This window comes from Pirellulales bacterium (genome assembly GCA_035939775.1).
In the GTDB taxonomy this organism is placed as follows: Bacteria; Planctomycetota; Planctomycetia; order Pirellulales; family DATAWG01; genus DASZFO01.
This window is the reverse complement of sequence record DASZFO010000282.1, coordinates 1-16,943: the sequence shown is the minus strand read 5'-3', so window position 1 is coordinate 16,943 and position 16,943 is coordinate 1. Positions and strand designations below refer to the sequence as shown.

The 16,943-nt window shown below is 61.8% G+C and carries 7 protein-coding genes; 3 read left to right on the top strand and 4 right to left on the bottom strand.

Going from position 1 to position 16,943, the window contains the following annotated elements:
• Positions 1-5,385 (top strand): Ig-like domain repeat protein (locus VGY55_17525; GenBank protein HEV2971778.1); only part of this gene is annotated, 5,385 nt, incomplete at its 5' end.
• A 372-nt stretch (positions 5,386-5,757) separates the two neighbouring features.
• Positions 5,758-5,961: a hypothetical protein gene (locus VGY55_17520; GenBank protein ID HEV2971777.1), complete on the top strand. Its 204-nt coding sequence runs from the start codon at positions 5,758-5,760 to the stop codon at positions 5,959-5,961.
• Between the two features lie 110 nt (positions 5,962-6,071).
• On the opposite strand, the gene VGY55_17515 is transcribed toward VGY55_17520, so the two are convergent.
• From VGY55_17515 to VGY55_17505, 3 genes are all read right to left on the bottom strand, one after another.
• A complete protein-coding gene (locus VGY55_17515; protein HEV2971776.1) occupies positions 6,072-9,707 on the bottom strand; it encodes a CHAT domain-containing tetratricopeptide repeat protein in 3,636 nt (1,211 codons plus the stop codon).
• A 71-nt stretch (positions 9,708-9,778) separates the two neighbouring features.
• Positions 9,779-12,820, bottom strand: a complete 3,042-nt coding sequence (locus VGY55_17510) for a PAS domain S-box protein (GenBank protein ID HEV2971775.1) — start codon at positions 12,818-12,820, stop codon at positions 9,779-9,781.
• Between the two features lie 305 nt (positions 12,821-13,125).
• The gene (locus tag VGY55_17505; GenBank protein HEV2971774.1) at positions 13,126-14,073 is read right to left on the bottom strand and encodes a proline racemase family protein; all 948 of its coding nucleotides are present in this window, start codon (positions 14,071-14,073) and stop codon (positions 13,126-13,128) included.
• A gap of 876 nt (positions 14,074-14,949) precedes the next feature.
• Between VGY55_17505 and VGY55_17500 the strand changes: the two genes are divergently transcribed.
• Positions 14,950-15,117, top strand: coding sequence for a hypothetical protein (locus VGY55_17500; protein HEV2971773.1), 168 nt, complete (start codon positions 14,950-14,952; stop codon positions 15,115-15,117).
• A 28-nt stretch (positions 15,118-15,145) separates the two neighbouring features.
• Here VGY55_17500 and VGY55_17495 read toward each other — a convergent pair.
• A partial coding sequence (locus VGY55_17495; protein ID HEV2971772.1) for a tetratricopeptide repeat protein occupies positions 15,146-16,943 on the bottom strand: 1,798 nt, incomplete at its 5' end.

Sequence of the window (16,943 nt, the reverse complement as noted above, 5' to 3'; positions counted from 1 at the left end):
CAAGACGGAACGGGGCAACTGATCCTGACGCAGACCAATGGCGCCAACAGCCCGACGGTCACGACGGACGTTTACAGTCCGGGCCCGACACCCGGCAATGGCACCGACGTGATTACCGACAGCAACGGCAACGTGCAATCGATTTACTTCACGGAATTGACTCCCACGTACGACAGCGTTCCGGCCACTACGCTGACGGTCAACGGCACCAATGCCGACAACGCCATCAACTACATGGAGGGGAACGATACGACGGGCAACCCCAACACGGCATGGGGCCAGGTAAGTGTCGATAATCAGGAAGCGATCAATTTCACTAACAAGATGAACCTGGTCGTCAACACGCTGGCTGGCAACGACTTCGTCAACTTGAACGATCCGTTGAACAATCCGACCGCTCTGACGAGCATCACTGTCAACGCCGGCGACGGCTACGACACGGTAACGACCCACGGCGGCGTCAGCAATCTCGCGGTCACCTTCGACGGCGGCGCCGGTGTCGACACGCTGGATGCTTCCGGCGTGACCGGCGCTTCAAGCACCGTGACCCTTAACGGCACCAACGGCACCGACACGATGATCGGCAGCACGGCGACGGGGGTTAACAACACATTCCACGGCGGGACCGGCGCCGATACGATCCTGCTCAAAGGCACTTCCGGCAACGATCATATCAGCGTTACACAAACGGGCGTTGGCGCGTACACGTCGAACGTCAATGGAGTCACGCATAGCGACACGTTCACCAATATCAAGGAGTTTAAGCTCGACGCCGGTGATGGCAATGACGTGATCTTCGTGACGCCCGGCGACAACCTGGCGACGAACCTGCACTTCACCGTCGACGGCGGCACCGGCTTCGACGAATTGGCCGTCGGCGACGCGGGCACCGGCGATCTGCTCCTCTATCGCAAGGGTGCAACTGCCGATAGCGGATCGATCACAGTCGGTCCGGCGAATGCTTCGCCCGTGACCGTCGATTTCACCGGGATCGATTTCGTCAATCCCATCCCGGCGGCGGGCGGGCGCGTGGTCGTGTTCCCGTTCGACGTGTTCGAGCCGAACAACTTCCAGGTCAACGCATTCGATTTGGGCGCGCCCACGACCACGACGATCAACGCCAACATCGATCCCGGCCCCGACACGACCTTTGGGCTTCCCGGCGACGTCGATTGGTTTAAGGTCGAGGCAAACGTCACGGGAACGCTCGATTTCCAGCTCTTTTTCGCGGAGCTGGCGACCGTCGGCAGCGGACGACCGGGTCTCCCAGGCGCGGGCAATCTCGATTTGAACGTATTCGATGCGGCCGGCGATCTCATCTCATCGAGCGCTACAGCGACGAGTAACGAGCGGGTGCGAATCCCCGTCGTGCAAGGACAAGCGTACTTCGCTGAAATTGTCGGCGTCCTCACGGCGATCAACGGCTATTCGCTGACGGTCATCAACACGGCCCCGCCGACGCCTTTCAATCTCGAACTCTCGCGAAGCGTGCCAAACGGCGAACCTGGCGCCCCATTGCCCCCAGCCGGCACACCGGACACGGGCGATTTGCCGCCGGGCGCATCGCCGGACGATACGGGCCGGTCCCAGTTCGACAACGTTACGAAGGTCAATACGCCGACCATCTACATTCGTTTGAACGACGCGATCCTGCTCAACGACCTGCCGGGCAACGGCACACCTGATTCGCCGCCCAAGGCCGTGATCCCGATCCCGTTCAGTCCCACCGGCGCGACCGCGGGGTTCCGCGTCGCCGTCTTCGACGGAAACAACACGAGCACACCGGTCGGTTTTGCCACGCAAGTGGGTGCGGGTTTCCCGGGGCTCTATAAATTCACATTCCCGGCAGCGCTCGCCGACGGTGTCCATCACCTCGTCTCACGCGTGCAGATGGTCGATGGAGCCACTCCGCAAGAGACCGGTTTCGGCGACTACAGTGGATCGCTGGACATAACGGTCGACACCGTTCCCCCGCCGGTGCAATTCGGTACGGGAACCGCTTCGGGATTGGTCAGCGACACCGGTGTGATCCCGGAGCCGGAGACTTTCATTGACCTGATCACGAGCACCACGGTCCCGACGTTTCAGGGTCTGGCCGAGGCCAACTCGATCGTGCGGCTGTACGCGGCCATTACCAACCCGGCGAACCCAAACTTCAGTGCGACCCCGGTCTTTCCCAATAACTTTGTGGCGATCGGCGAGACGGTGGCGATACCGGAGGATGGCACGAATGCTTTTCCGAACGGAATGTGGACGCTGAAATCCACCGTGGACCTGAACGATCCGAACTTTTTCTTGCCCGACGGTTTACGGACCATTGTCGTGACGGCCGAGGATCTGGCCGGCAACGTGTCGGGCCCGGCGCCGGGCAGCACAGTTTTGCCGCCAGGGCAGACATTACAGATCTTCCTCGATACCAGTGGACCGCAAATCACTAACGTCGTGATCTCGAACAACGCCGTCGCGCCGTCCGGAACGAACGGGGAAAACCTGAGTTACAACATTTTCAGCGAAAAGACCGCCAACAATCAACAAGGGCCGACCCCGTTGGTCTATGCCCTGACCGTCAACCTTCAGGATTTGCCACCTCGCTTGGCGCAGTTCCTATACAACGCCATCAAAGTGCCGGTCGTCGAGGGACAACCGAATGGGAATGGCACGTTTGCCGATGGCGGGATCACGCTGACCGGCGACGCCAACGGCCGGATCGCCTTCCAAGTGGTGGCCAACAACGATACGCCTACGGCGGGCAATCCGGCCACGGCCGAGGTGCAATTGCGATTCGTCGATGCCAACGGCAAGCCCATTCCGCTGCCGGATGATCGCTACACGCTAACGATCGACGACACGGTAATCGTCGATCCAGTCGGCAACTTACTCGACGGTGAGAGCAATGCCGCCGAACCGCTCGACGCGCCGACCTTCCCCACCGGCAACGGCGTGCCGGGAGGCAATTTCTCGGCCCGCTTTACCGTGGACAGCCGTCCGGAAGTCGGCACCTATGCCGCCAGCCGGATTTATGAAGACACCAACGGTAATTTCGTCTACGACCCGCAAAACCCCGATTTCACCAATCGCGATTTGACTCTCACGCTGCAGGTCGCTCCATCACTGGTGGGCAAGTTCAGCCCGATGGGCATTCACGACTCGGTGTTCACCGGTAACTTCTTCAACCCCAATATCAATGCGGCCACGGGCCTGCCCATCGGGGCTGACGGCTTCGACGAGTTGGCGTCGTTCGGTTTTGATCCGCTCGCCAACGGAGGCGCGGGCGGCTTCCGCTGGCTGATCGACGTCAATGGAAACGGAGTGATCGATCCCAATGCGGCAACCGGCGGAGATATCGCCTTTGCGATGCCCTCCAACTCCAAAATCGACGGCATCCCGTTGGCTGGCAATTTCGACGGCAATGCCGCCAACGGCGACGAGTTAGCCCTCTACAATAACGGCGAGTTCTGGTTCTTCAAGATCGACTACACTCAGATCAATCCTCAAACCGGCACACCCGGCGTGATCGTCCCCTTGAACGGCGGCCTGCCGGTGGTGACGGGGCTGCGCGGTTATCCGATCGTCGGCGATTTCAACGGCGACGGCACCGTGGATCTGGCCACTTGGCGCAGCGACAAGTTCTATTTCGATTATGGCATTCCCGGTAGCCCGTTCCAGTTTCACGACACCGGCGCACCCGGCACGGTGTTGCCGACGATCAGCTTCGGGTTCCCCGGCGTCACCGAAATCCCCGTGGCGGCCGACATGGACCAGGACGGCATCACGGACGTCGGCCTATGGGTCACCGGCCAAGCGGGCACCGTGCCGTCCCAGAATGGAGAGTTCTTCTTCCTGATGTCCAATGACCTGCCGACTTCGCCGGGCGGCCCGCGGCCCATCGACCTGACGACCCTGTCCGCTTACACGGACTTCAGCCAGCCGCCGGACTTGCTCAGCCATCCGTTCAGCACCTCGCCGCTCGGTGGCGACCTCTCCGGCCAGTTCGGCGACGAGTTTGCCAACCCGATCGTCGGCAACTGGGATCCGCCGCTCTCGCCTTCCGTGGCTTCGGGATCGACGGACACGACGCCGCCGACCAGCTCGGTCAGCGCGCTGCCGGCCACCGAGTCGTCGGCGTCGTTCACTGTCACCTGGTCCGGCCAGGATGAAGCCGGTGGCTCCGGCATCGCGAATTACGATGTCTTCGTCTCCGAAAACGGCGGAGCGTACTCGTCTTTTGAGTCGGGGACAATCGGCACCTCGGCGACTTTCAACGGCGCGAACGGCAATACCTATAGCTTCTTCAGCATTGCCACCGACAAAGCCGGAAACGTGCAGGCGACTCCCGCTGGCGCAGAGGCGACGACCACGGTTCAGGTGCGCGTCAACACGACGACGACCCTAGTCTCTACGGCCGGCATCATCGTTCCGGGACAGACGGTCACGTTCACCGCGACGGTCAGCGCCGGGGCCGGCAACGCCGCGCCCGGCGGCTCGGTCACGTTCAGGGACGGTGCAACCGTCTTGGCGACCGTCTCTCTGCAAGGAGGCGTCGCTACTTATTTCACAGCCAACCTGGCCTTAGGCAATCACTCGGTCACCGCCAGCTTTGGCGGACTCGGGCAGATCCTGGCCAGCGCCGCCGGACCGCTCGTGGAGTCGATCGTCACCGCCGCGCTCGAAGCCGATCCCTACACCGCCGGCGCCACCGCTCTCTATGTCGGCGGAACTTCCGGCGCCGATGTGATCACCTTCTCGCCCGCCAATGCTCAAGGGGGCGTTAAGGCCACGATCAAGAACGCTGCGACCAGGAACACGACCCTCTCGCTCGGCACGTTCACTCCCACCGGACACATCATCGCTTATGGCGTGGCGGGCAACGACACGATCCAGTCCACCACCAGCGTAATCAATCACAAGACTTACGCGATCACTTTGCCGGAGATGTTCTTCGGCGGCAAGGGCAGCAGCATGCTCATCGGCGGCAACGGGCCGGACCTGCTTGTCGGCGGCAGCGGCAACAACACGCTGATCGGCGGGCTGGGCAACAACGTGCTGATCGGCGGCGGCGGAAGCAACAAGCTCTACAGCCGGCCGACCGGCCAATCGACCAATAACGGCACCGGCAGCCTGATGATCGGCGGCACCACGATCTACAACGGCAACGAAGCCATCTTGGAGAGCATCCTGGAACAGTGGAATGCGCCGCTGGATTACAACACCCGGATCGCCAACCTCACCAGCGGAAACAACCCCTACCATGTGACATTGAACACCTCGACGGTCCTGCGGGAGAATGCCGCGGACCAGCTCTTTGCCTCGGGCTTGGATTGGCTCTGGAACGTGTCGGGACACAGCAAGCTCAACGGCCGCAAGTCCACGATGCGCGTGAACTAGGATTCAAGACGCCCTGCCCCGCATCAGACCTTCGGTCGCGGGCACATCGTCGGCCGATTCTCCTTTCTTGCCCGCGCCGGCCGATTCCGCGCCAGCTTGCGTCTCCTGCTTAATTTGTCCGAACGTGGCGGGTGACCAGAGCATGCCGGAGGCGCGGAAAAACTGCCGCGTGCCGCGGCGGATTCCACCCGTTTTCGTTACTTCAAGAATACAGCCCCCGCGGAAATATTCCTGGCTGGATCCGACCCATTCGGGCCGCGGCTTGCGATGTCGCTCGCGACCGCGGCACGAGGATCGAACCCGGAACGGGCCGGCCGCAGGGGCTGCTCATCATTCGTTTCGCGCTCTGCATCAGAACACGGAGAGGCAGTTATGAACCGCAGTCGTCCTAAGTCCTTTTATTTCCGCACCCGCCGCGGCGAGCAACTCGATCCGCGAAATATGCTCGCCGGCCATCCGCTGGCCGCTGTTTTTTCCGCCGCCGCGTTCGGGTTTCATCCGGCATTCCGCGATGGCGGCGCGTCGATTGCATCGACCTCGGCCGCCACCACGATTCGCATCCACCGGCATCGCTGAAGTCTCGTCAAACCCGGCGAGGAGTGGCCCATTCTTGAAGCGTGGCGTAAATCGCTTTGGCGCCGCAAGCCGAGCGGCTACAACTCATGGGCCGAGTACGGTCTTCAGGGTCAGCGCCAATCGCCGCTGAGGACGAAGGCGGCCCAGTAGTATGGAGGCAGGCGGCGGGCTTGGTCGGGGGGCTGGTCGTCTTTGAAGGCCAGTCCGCGCTTGACTCCGTCGCGGAGCATGCTCAGTTGCGCTTGCCGCAGGGCCTCCAGCTTGGACATTTTCTTCTTCCACAGATTCTCGTAGAAGTCGATCATCAACGAGCGGCTGGCGTCGTCGTTGATGGTCCAGAGCGTGGCGACCACGCTTTTCGCGCCGGAGGCTTGGAAGGCTCGTTGCAGCCCCAAGAGCCCCTCGCCACCAGCCGTTTCGCCCAGGCCGGTTTCGCAGGCCGAGAGCGTCGCCAAATCCACGCGGCTCAGGTCGAGCTGCGCCACCTCGAGGGCGGTCAGAATCCCGTCGTCTTTTCCATCGGCCGCGGGCTGGTTGGCCCCTGCCAGCACCAATCCCGAAAGCAAACCCGGATGGAATCCCGCTATGTCGCGTTGGCTGAATTGATCGCCAGTTGCCGGCCGATGCGATGCCGCCAGCGCCGAGCGCAACGCCGGCGGGGCAAAAAAGCCATGTGTGGCAAAATGCAAAAAGCGCGCTTTGTCCATTTCGCCAACGACCCGGCTCTTGGTCGCTTGATCCTTGCGGAGCTTCTTCAGCGGCGCGTCGGGAAACTGCTCGTCGAACGAATCGGCAATCGCCACCATCTCAGTCCGGCTCCCCGGCAGCTCGGGCCAGTGCCACAATTCACCTCCACGAGCGCCCGACGAACTCGATTTCGGCGCCGCGGCGGCCAAGGCGTCGGAGGGAGCGCGCCCCGGGTCGGCGTCGAAATTCACGTCTCCGACGACGAGCAGTGAGGGAGCTTGATTCTCGTTTGCGCTTCCGGCGCCGCCATGTGACGGCGCGGCCAGCAATTCCGGCAACAATCGCGGAATCGGGACGACCGCGATCGCGAACTCTTCAATCAAATAACTGCCCTGTGCTTTCCCTGGCAGCGCAGGCCATGGAAACCGCGCCGAGGCCCCATCGGGAGAAAGCAGCACTGTCTTGGCGTCACCCAAGTGCGGCTGAAGCTTGTCCCAAACCAGTCGCCGCAGTTGCTCGGCCGGATCTGATTCATGGTCCGCGCCCGGTATGCCACTACTTTTGCGCCACGACTCGATCGCCGCTGCGATTGGCGCAACTGGGCCCAACTCGATCCGCTGGACCGGCTTGTCGGGCCGAACGACGAACGCTGCCAGCCGGCGCTCAGTCAGCGGCCGCGCTCCCTTTTCCTTCGCGGGAATGAAGCGGCTGTATTCCAACAGATCGACGAGCACCGCGTCGGCCGGCAGCGCGCGGCGCAGATCTTCCGGCGTTCGCCGCCGCTGGTCTAGCTGATCGCGGAACTCGCGGCTGACGTCGGCGAGGTTCTGTTCCAGATGTTCGATTCGATCGCTTAGTTCGGTCAGCCGGAGACGATGCGCCGGCTCTTGACCGGGCTTAGGAACGGCGAGCGATAGGTTCGACAGCTCGCGCGTGGACCGCTCCAATTCGTCGAACCACTGGGCCGTTTGCGGCGAGCCGTTTGCTGCAACCGATTGCCGAAGCCGGCGGATCGCCTGTTGGCGGGCCGAGACGGCCCCCTTCCAAGCCAACACCTCGGGATAGACGGTTTCGGCCGGCAGTTTCCCGTCGTCGGCCAGCGACAGAAAATCGCCCAGGTACCAGCGCATCGTCTCGGCCATTCGCAACTGTTGCCGTTCCGATTGGACTGCGGCCGTCATATCCAGTTGCCGGCGGACAATCTTAATGGCCTGACAAATGAGCGGCTCGGCACTCGAATAGTCCCTCATCGACATATCAAGATCGGCCAGATTCTTCAACGTCTGTGCATAATCGGGGTGCTCTTCGCCGAGGACGTCGCGCCTAAGGGCCAGAGCCTGCCCGAAATACTTACGTGCCGCAGGAAAATCCGCCATGGCTGCCGCGAGAGAACCGAGGTTATTGAGCGAGGTGGCGACGTCGGCATTTTTTTCGCCCGAAATCTCGCGCCTTACCGCGAGCGACAACTCGTAATACTTACGTGCAGCCGCGAAATCTCCCATCTCTTCGGCAATGTTGCCAAGGTTGTTTAGCGAGCCGGCCGTCGAGGCATGCTTTTCGCCGAGGACTTCGCGCTTGATCGCCAAGGCTTGCTCGTGAAAGTTTCGCGCCGCGGCGTAGTCCCCCATTTCGCGGGCGACGTTGCCCAAATTATTGAACGACATGGCAGTATCCGCATGCTTTTTGCCGAGGGCCTCCGACCGGATCGCTAGGGCCTGCTCGTAATAACGGCGGCCCGCGGCATAGTCACCCGTGAGGCAAGCGACAGTGCCCAAATTGTCGAGTGAGGCGGCGGTGTCGGCGTGCTTGTCGCCGAGTACCTCGCGGCGGATTGCCAGAGCCTGCTCGTGATATTTGTGCGCCGCCGCGTAGTCCCCCATGTCCGCCGCGAGTTTGCCCAAGTTATTGAGCGAGGTGGCGGTGTCGATGTGCTTGTCGCCGAGGCTCTCGCGCTGGATTGCCAGCGCTTGCTCGTAATACTTATGGGCCGCTGCGTAGTCTCCCATGTCGTCGGCGACAACGCCCAGGCTGTCAAGCGCGCGCGCGGTGTCGGAGTGCTTCTCGCCGAGCGTCTCGCGCCGGATTGCCAGGGCCTGCTCGAAATATCTGCGCGCCGTCGCGTATTCCCCGACGGCCTCCGAGACAGCGCCGAGGTTATTGAGCATTGCGGCCGTGTCGGGATGCTTTTCGCCGACCGTCTCGCGCTGGATTGCCAGAGCCTCCTCGAAATATTTGCGTGCCGCCGGATAGTCTCCCACGTCCTCCGAGATATTGCCGAGGTTGTTGAGCAACGCGGCGATGCCGACATACTTCTCGCCAAGGGTCTCGCGCTCGATGGGCAGGGCCTCCTCGTAATACTTGCGTGCCGCCGCGTAGTCCCCCATGTCTGCGGCAACAATGCCCAGGCCATTGAGCGAGGCCGCGGTGTCAGCGTGTTTTTCGCCGAGGACCTCGCGACGAATTGCCAGGGCTTGCTCGAAATACTTGCGTGCCGCCGGGTAGTCGCCGAGATCTTCGAGTCGATCAGCAAGCTTTTGGTATTTGTCGGCCGTTATCGTGGACTTGGCGCCGCATAGTTCGGCCGACCCATCGGCGAGCCGCCTGCCGATCGTCAGCGACTCTCGCCATTTGTGCTGGCGATCGAGTTCGCCGTATTCCGTCTCCAGGGCTGCAAGCTCATCGATCTTCGCATGCATTTGTTGTTTTTGCTCTGGTGGCGCGGCGGCGATGCGGCGTTTGAGTTCGGCGATGTCGTCCACGACCCGATGCACGTCGTCCTTGGCGATCCAGCCCTGCTGCGGCGGATTGGTGTTTGGCAGATCGACGAGATAGTGGCTGCCGTTGAATTGATGGGCCGTGAGCTTCGTTTCGCGCGGGAATTGGCCGATCGTTTGATCGCCTGCCTTGACCGGGGCGGAGAGGATGTTCACTTCTACCTGAAACGGCTCCTCCGCGATTGCGAAATCAGCCGCGCCGAACAATAGCAGCAGCGCGCCGATCGCCGCCGAGCAGCCGGACCAGGCTGTCCAGCCCGAACGCTTCTTTAGCCAACTGAGCATTCGAAGAACTCCAACGTTTCTGGATATCGACTGAACTCTCGCTCGCTAACCGCACTCGACCGCAAAAAGGTTCACTCTTCCGCTTCCGCTCCCGCGATCGCCGCGAGGAGCGTTTCGAAATCGACCGGCTTGACCAGGTGCTGGTCGAAGCCGACTTCCTTCGAGCGCTTGCGGTCTTGGGGCTGGCCGTAGCCGGACAGGGCGATCAGGCGGGTCTGCTGGAAGTCCGCGTCGCTGCGAATTCGCTCGGCCACTTTGTAGCCATCGAGCCCAGGTAGGCCGAGATCCAGGAGCACGACGTCGGGGCGAAACGACTTTGCCATTTCGACAGCCGCGTAGCCGTCGTGGGCAGTCTCGATCTTATGGCCCTGCCGTTCCAATAGCTGAGCGAGGCTGCGGGCCGTGTCGACGTTATCGTCCACCACGAGCATCTTCTGCGGCGCGCCGCTGGCGGCAACGACCTTCCGCGGCTTGTCCGTCTCAGGCGCGGCTTCGACCAGCGGCAGGCGGACGGTGAACTCGCTGCCGCGCCCAGGTCCCTCGCTCGTCGCCGAGACGCTCCCGCCATGCAGTTCGGCCAACTTGCGCACCACCGTCAACCCGATCCCCAGCCCGCCATGCGATCGATCGAGCGAGGGATTGACTTGCGTGAACAGCTCGAAGACGCGATGCAGCATCGGCTCGGGGATTCCCAGGCCGGTGTCCTTGATCTTGAATTCCGCGAAACCATCGGCCGCGAACGCCGCGGCCGTAATCTGGCCTCCTTCCGGCGTGTATTTCGCGGCGTTGATCAGCAAGTTGACGAGAATCTGCTCGGCCCGCGTCGGATCGACGAACAACGGCAAAGGGCCGGAAGGGGCCTCGACAACGAGTGTGTGCTTGCGCGATTTGACGACCGGCTCGGCCGTCGCGGCGGCGCGTTGCAGTATCGTGGCCGCGTCAACGTGCTCGCGGCGCAGCTCGATCTTGCCGCGCGTGATGCGCGAAACATCAAGCAGATCATCGATAAGGTGTACGAGGTGCTGCACCTGGCGATCGATCACGTCGCTGGCCTGAAATTCGCTCGGCCCGGCGATTCGCGCGATCTCGTTGGCGTATTGAATCGCCGAGATCGGATTGCGCAATTCGTGGGCCAGCATTGCCAGGAAGTCGTCCTTCTGCCGATGAGCTTCCTTGAGGTCGCGATAGAGGTGGGCGTTTTCGATCGCCACCGCGGAGCGGCCCGCTAATTCGGTGGCCAACTCGACGTCGGCGGCCGAGTAGCGACGGCCGGAGTCGGATGTGACGAAATTCAACGTGCCGACCGCGGTCCCGCGAATCTGGATCGGCACCGACAGGGCCGAGCGCGGGTCCAATTGGTCGAGCAGCTCGCGATGGCGTGCATCCGCGGCGAGCTTATCCAAGAAGGCCGCCGGGGCTTCCGAGATCAATTCGGGCTTGCCGCTCCGCAGCGCCCGAACCGAGAGCGCGCTCGAATTCCAATCGAGCGGGTAGCGCTCGACGTATTCCTTGAGCAACGGCTCTTTCGCGCGATCCGCGTGGGCATGGGCCACGCGCTCGATCCGCCCTTTGGCATCGATCATGTCGACGATGCACCAATCCGCGAAGAACGGCACCGCCAACCGCGCGATCCGCTGCATCGTGCTCTGATAGTCCACGAGCGTCGCCAACTCGGCGCTAGTGTCTGCGAGAAAACGGAGGGTCCGTTCCGTGCGCTTGCGGTCGGAGATGTCGTGAGCGACCTTGGCGGCGCCAATCACTTCTCCCTCCTTATTGCGGATCGGAGAGATGTGACTGGACACTTCGATCCGCTGACCTCCCTTGCGAAGGCGAATCGTATCGATGAAGTCCGCCTTAGCGCCTTGGCGGAGCTTCTCCATTTTTTCGGCCACTTGCTCGCGCAACTCGGGCGGGACGATGAAGCGGATCGACTTGCCGATCGCCTCCTCCGCCGTGTAGCCGAAAAGCTGCTCAGCCGCCTTGTTCCAGCTCGTGATGACTCCGCTAGTGTTCTCGGCGATGATCGCGTCGTTGGAACTCTCGACGATGGCGGCCAGTCGCTCGCGCGCTTCCGCGGCCGCCCGCTGCTCGGTTGCGTCGCGAAAGACGAGCACGGCGCCATAGAGCCGCCCTTGATCGTCGCGAATCGGGGCGGCGCTATCGTCGATTGGCCGCTCGCCGCCGTCTTTGGCGATCAGTACCGTGTGGTTGGCCAGCCCCACCACGATCCCTTCGCGAAAGACCTTCGTGCAGGGGTTCTCGACCGATTGGCGCGTCTTCTCGTTGACGATCCGAAAGATCTCTTCGAGGTGTTTCCCTTTCGACTCCGCGAGATTCCAGCCTGTAAGATTCTCGGCGACGGAATTAAGGAAGCTGACCTGACAGCCGTGGTCGGTCGTGATCACCCCATCGCCGATGCTGGCAAGCGTCGTATGCAGCAACTCGCGCTGCGTGTTGATTTCCGCGGTCACCTGGGTCTGGGCCGTCACATACCGATAGAGCAAGCCAATAAAGGCGCCGACCGCCACGAACCCGAGCACGGCCGCGAAAACCACATTCCGCCGAGCCGCCGTATAGGAATCGTCGCTGGCCCGTCGCCGATCGGCGCCGAGAGAGCGCTCGTGCCCTTGCATCCCCGCGACGATTTCGCGGATCGCATCCATGGACTTCTTTCCCTCATCGGTCAGCACTTGCTGCCGGGCCTCGTCGAATCCGCCCTGGCGCTTGCGCAGGGCGATGGTGCGGGCCAATTCGCTGGTTTTTGCAGCGACGAGTTGGCGGAGTTTCGGGATTTGGTCGTGCACCAAAGGGTCATCCTTGGTCAGCTCGTCGATCCGCGCGATTCTCTGATCGATCACCTTGGTCGCATCTTCATATGGCTTGAGATATCTTTCTTCGCCGGTGATCAGATAACCTCTCTGGCCTGTCTCGGCATCCAGAGCCGCCGCGTTCAGCGCGTCGAGCGCGACGATGACTTCATGGGTGTAGTTCAGGTCGGCGGCAGCCTCGTGCAATTCGACGGCCGCGCGGTACGCCAGAGTGGCGCTGACGACGAGCACGATCAACAACAGGCCGATGCCCAGCAGCAATCCGGTTTGGCGAATGGGGCGCATGAACGGTGAGGCTGATCACGATCAACATTGAGAGAGGCCATTCATGGGCCCCGCACACGAAAGCCATTCTAACGGCGGGTACCCCCAAATGTCAGTGGGCTTGCCAGAGCCGCCCGAAGCGCTGAGCCGCAACCCGCCAAACCCGCGCCCGCCGATTATCGGCGATGCCGGGGCGAAAGACCTTCGGAAGGCCTTGCCAGATTGTCAAATCGATCGCTGATGTTTCCTGCCGCGGCACAAGTGGAAGTGGGCGGCAACTGGCGTGGCCAAATTTTGCCGTCGCGCGGAAGACGTTCGCGGTTTCGTCATTGGCCGTTCGGTCGGGGAATTCCCCAACAAAACGGATCATCCTCGTCCAGCAGCAGGCGGCAGTCGGCGGTGATGAAAGCTGTGCCGCTGATCGTCGGGATCACGCGGCCTGCTGAGCGGTCGTCCCACGTGAAACTGCCGGTGAATCGGGTGCCGAGGATGCTTTCTTGAGTCCAGGTTTCGCCGGGCATGAGTTCTCCATCGGCTGCCAGACAGGCCAGCTTGGCGCTCGTGCCGGTGCCGCAGGGGGAGCGATCGTAGGCCTTGCCAGGGCAGAGCACGAAGTTTCGCGCATTGGCGTCGGCTGATTCGGCCGGCCCAAACAGTTCCACGTGATCCACCTCGGGGAAACCAGCAGCATTGATGGCCTGGCGAATTCTCCAGGTAACGTCGATCAGCCGTTCGACCTCTGCCAGCGCGAGCCGTGTTCCGAAGCTCTTGACCAAGAAAAACCAATTGCCGCCCCACGCCACGTCGCCGACAATCCGCCCAACGCCCTCGACCTCGATCGTCACGCCGCGGGCCTTGCGAAAACTGGGCACGTTGATAACCGAAACGCTCTGATCGGGATGCAGCGTTGCCGAAACGTCTCCGACAGGGGTCTCGATTCGATGCGGACCAGGCTGAATTCGGTCCAGATGAGCGAGCGTGCGAACCACGCCGATCAAGCCGTGTCCGCACATGCCGAGCGTGCCGACGTTGTTGAAGAAGATCACTCCGGCGGCGCTCGCGGCATCGACCGGCGCGCAGAGCACAGCGCCAACCAGCACATCGGAACCGCGCGGCTCGTTGATTATCGCGGTGCGAAAGCGATCGTGCTCCTCGCGAAACACGTCGAGCCGATCCGCCACCGCGCCGGCCCCCAAATCTGGACCTCCCTCGATGACAACGCGAGTTGGCTCGCCGGCCGTATGAGAATCGATGACGCGAATGATTCGCTGCATAGGCTTTGTGTCCACGGAATTTCCATGTTGCATCGCGCCAGTTTATCATTTTGGACGTTCTCCGTCGCGGCGCGGATCTCGTTGCAGACGTCGTTTTTTCATCCCCCGCCACGCCTGGTGACCGAATGATCGAGTTGCTGCCGGTCGTCTGGTTCCATACCCACCGACGGGCTGCCAGAAAGCGGGCCGCGTAGATTGAACGTGGCATTGGGCTAGGCGATCATCTTGGCCGATGGTCAAACGGCTAAACTGATTGGCCAAACTTGTTCCGCAATTTGCCCGGCTGCCGTGACCGAGATAAACTTAACGGACGGCTGTCGTTCATTTCTGACCGAGTCTGATCGATTGTTCGCGGCAAGTCGGCGTCTCATGATTCGCCAGAAGCTTTTTCCAAGGATGATGCGATGCAGTTTGCGACCGCTGTCGCTGGCACTTGCTATCGTGGCCGGCTGCCGATTCGAAGTAGCGGAGTCCGAAAACGCCGCACCGAGGAATCAACCGGACAACCGGACCGCAGACCGACCTCCGGCGGACGCGGCTCCACGGTCGGTGCGAGATCTGAACAGGCAATTGCTCGATCAGCTCTGCCGCGGACAGAGCAAAGCAGTTGTCTTCGTTTTCACTCGAATTGAATGTCCAATCTCCAATCGCTATGCCCCCGAGATTCGCCGGCTGAGTGAGAAGTTTGCTTCGCAGGGTGTCTTGTTCGAACTCGTTTTTCCGGAAACAAGCGACTCAGTCGCGGCGATCCGAGAACATCTAACGGCATTTGATTATCCCTGCGAAGCGTGGCGCGATCCGACGCATGTAGCCGTTCGGCGATTCGGCGCGAAGGTGACCCCGGAAGTCGCTGTTTGTGAATGCCGAAGTAACCAGATGATTTATCGTGGGCGGATCGATGATCTCTACGTCGACTTTGGCCAAGCCCGGCGGGCGCCGGAAACTCACGATTTAGAAGACGCGCTCGACGCGGTGCTGACCGGTCATCCGGTCCGCGCGATGACCACCGACGCAGTTGGATGCTTGATTAGCGATTTGCCGTGACGCGACAGCAATTGATTGTGGAAGGTTGTTAGCGGGAAGAATCCACTTGCATTTCATCATAAATCGCCCGAAGTCGAGGGTTCTCTGGATCAGCCTTCAGCCATTGCGACACTGAGTCGCGGGCTAACTCGGTGTCTTGAAGCTGTTGAGCCAATTGGAATCTCTCCGAGTGAAGCAGCACCAAAAAACGTCGCCGGTGGCTTGTCGGCCAGTTCTCGGGGATTGGCAGTGATGCCGCGAGCCCGAGATACTTGCGGGCCTCGTCCGCTCGGTCTTGGCTGCGGGCGACTTGGCCCATCAATAGGGCGGGCATGGGATGATCGGGGAACTCGGCATGGGCCTCGCGCAACAGCGCCAGCCCCTGCTCTACGTCGCCGTTCTGGATGCAAAAGACCGCCAGCAACACCTTTGGCGGATGAGTATAGGGCGCAAGCCTCTGCGCCTCCGCACAGGCATCAAGGCTCTCCTGGTAACGACGCTGCTTCGCTCGGATTTCGGCCAGCTTGAGATAGACGGCGGGCATATCGGGCGAATCGCCGATCGCCGCCGAGCAGGCCGCCGCGGCCTCCTCGAGCTGACCTTTGCCAATCATCAAATCGACCAGCGCCAGCCGGGCATCGAGCAGACTCGGCGTGAGTTTGACGGCTTGACGGTAGGCGTTTTCGGCTGGTCCAGACTGCTTTTCGGCAATAAGTGTGCGTCCGAGTCCCAACCAAGCCAGCGCGTATTTGTCGTCCATCGATAACGCCCGGTGGAACTCCCCCTCGGCCAGCGCATAGTCGCGGTTTGCAAAGAACGCCATTCCCAGGCTGACGACAGGGAATACGGCGACCGATCCCGTTTTCAATCGCCGCTGGAGGACTGCAATCGCCTCGCCCGGTCGTTCGAGACCGACGTCGCAAGCCGCGATTCCTTCGAGAATCCAGGGATCATCGGGATAGACATCGAGCGATTTGCCGAGGCCGATGATCTGAGATTTCAGCTCGTGTTCCTTATAATGCTCCATCAGCACGGCCCGCTGATCCGGATGGACAGGCGTCACTTGCAGATAGATGTCGGCCATTTCATCACTTACGTTGGAGCCGTACACGACGCGTCGCGCCGGATGGCTCCGATTCCTAAGATTGGCGTCCGTGTTGTCGTAGGTGAAGGTCGTGAACAGGTGAGTTCCTTGGGGCAAACGAAGGGGACGGCAGTAATCGTAGGCCTCGTGCCAATTCTCGTCGAAGTGTTCGATCGAGATCAGCGGCTGCCGCGATCCGTCGGCCAGCTCCGCCACTGCTCGCAGCTCGCGACACAGCGAATGCGCGTGCGGAAAAATGGTGTGAACGTCAACGTCGATCGGCAGAACGTACTCGCCTGAGACCACGTGATGCGGCGCGCCGGCGGGGATATCGATATCGCAACTTCCAATTCGCAAGATGGCCGGATGCTGCTCCGGCGGCTTGTCGGCAAAGTGAACGCCGATGCGAAATTTGACGCTCTCGGTCTTGCCGGAGGGCTGCATGTGCGTGTGCAACACGAGGCACGTGTCGGGATACAGGCGCCAGGCGATGCCGGGCGTTCCCGGCTTGGCGACCATGCCGGGCGCCCAGATAACGAGCTGCCCGTCGGGATCCTGTCCCCAGGCCATGCCGGCGTAGCCCGGCTGGCCATCGTTCGACTCGCGGCGCAGGGACTCGCCGCTGCGGTCGACGCCGAGGCGCGCGTGATGCGTCACGCGCGGATTCTCCGGCCGCAATTCGATCGATTGAACCCATCGCGGCGACTCGAGCTGGATTGGCACGACGAAATTCCGAAACACGTCGCCGCCCCCGCTTGATAGC

Coding starts and splice junctions, on each gene's coding strand:
- VGY55_17520 (HEV2971777.1), top strand. CDS start 5,758: ATGAACCGCAGTCGTCCTAAGTCCTTTTATTTCCGCACCCGCCGCGGC.
- VGY55_17515 (HEV2971776.1), bottom strand. CDS start 9,707: ATGCTCAGTTGGCTAAAGAAGCGTTCGGGCTGGACAGCCTGGTCCGGC.
- VGY55_17510 (HEV2971775.1), bottom strand. CDS start 12,820: ATGCGCCCCATTCGCCAAACCGGATTGCTGCTGGGCATCGGCCTGTTG.
- VGY55_17505 (HEV2971774.1), bottom strand. CDS start 14,073: ATGCAGCGAATCATTCGCGTCATCGATTCTCATACGGCCGGCGAGCCA.
- VGY55_17500 (HEV2971773.1), top strand. CDS start 14,950: ATGATTTATCGTGGGCGGATCGATGATCTCTACGTCGACTTTGGCCAA.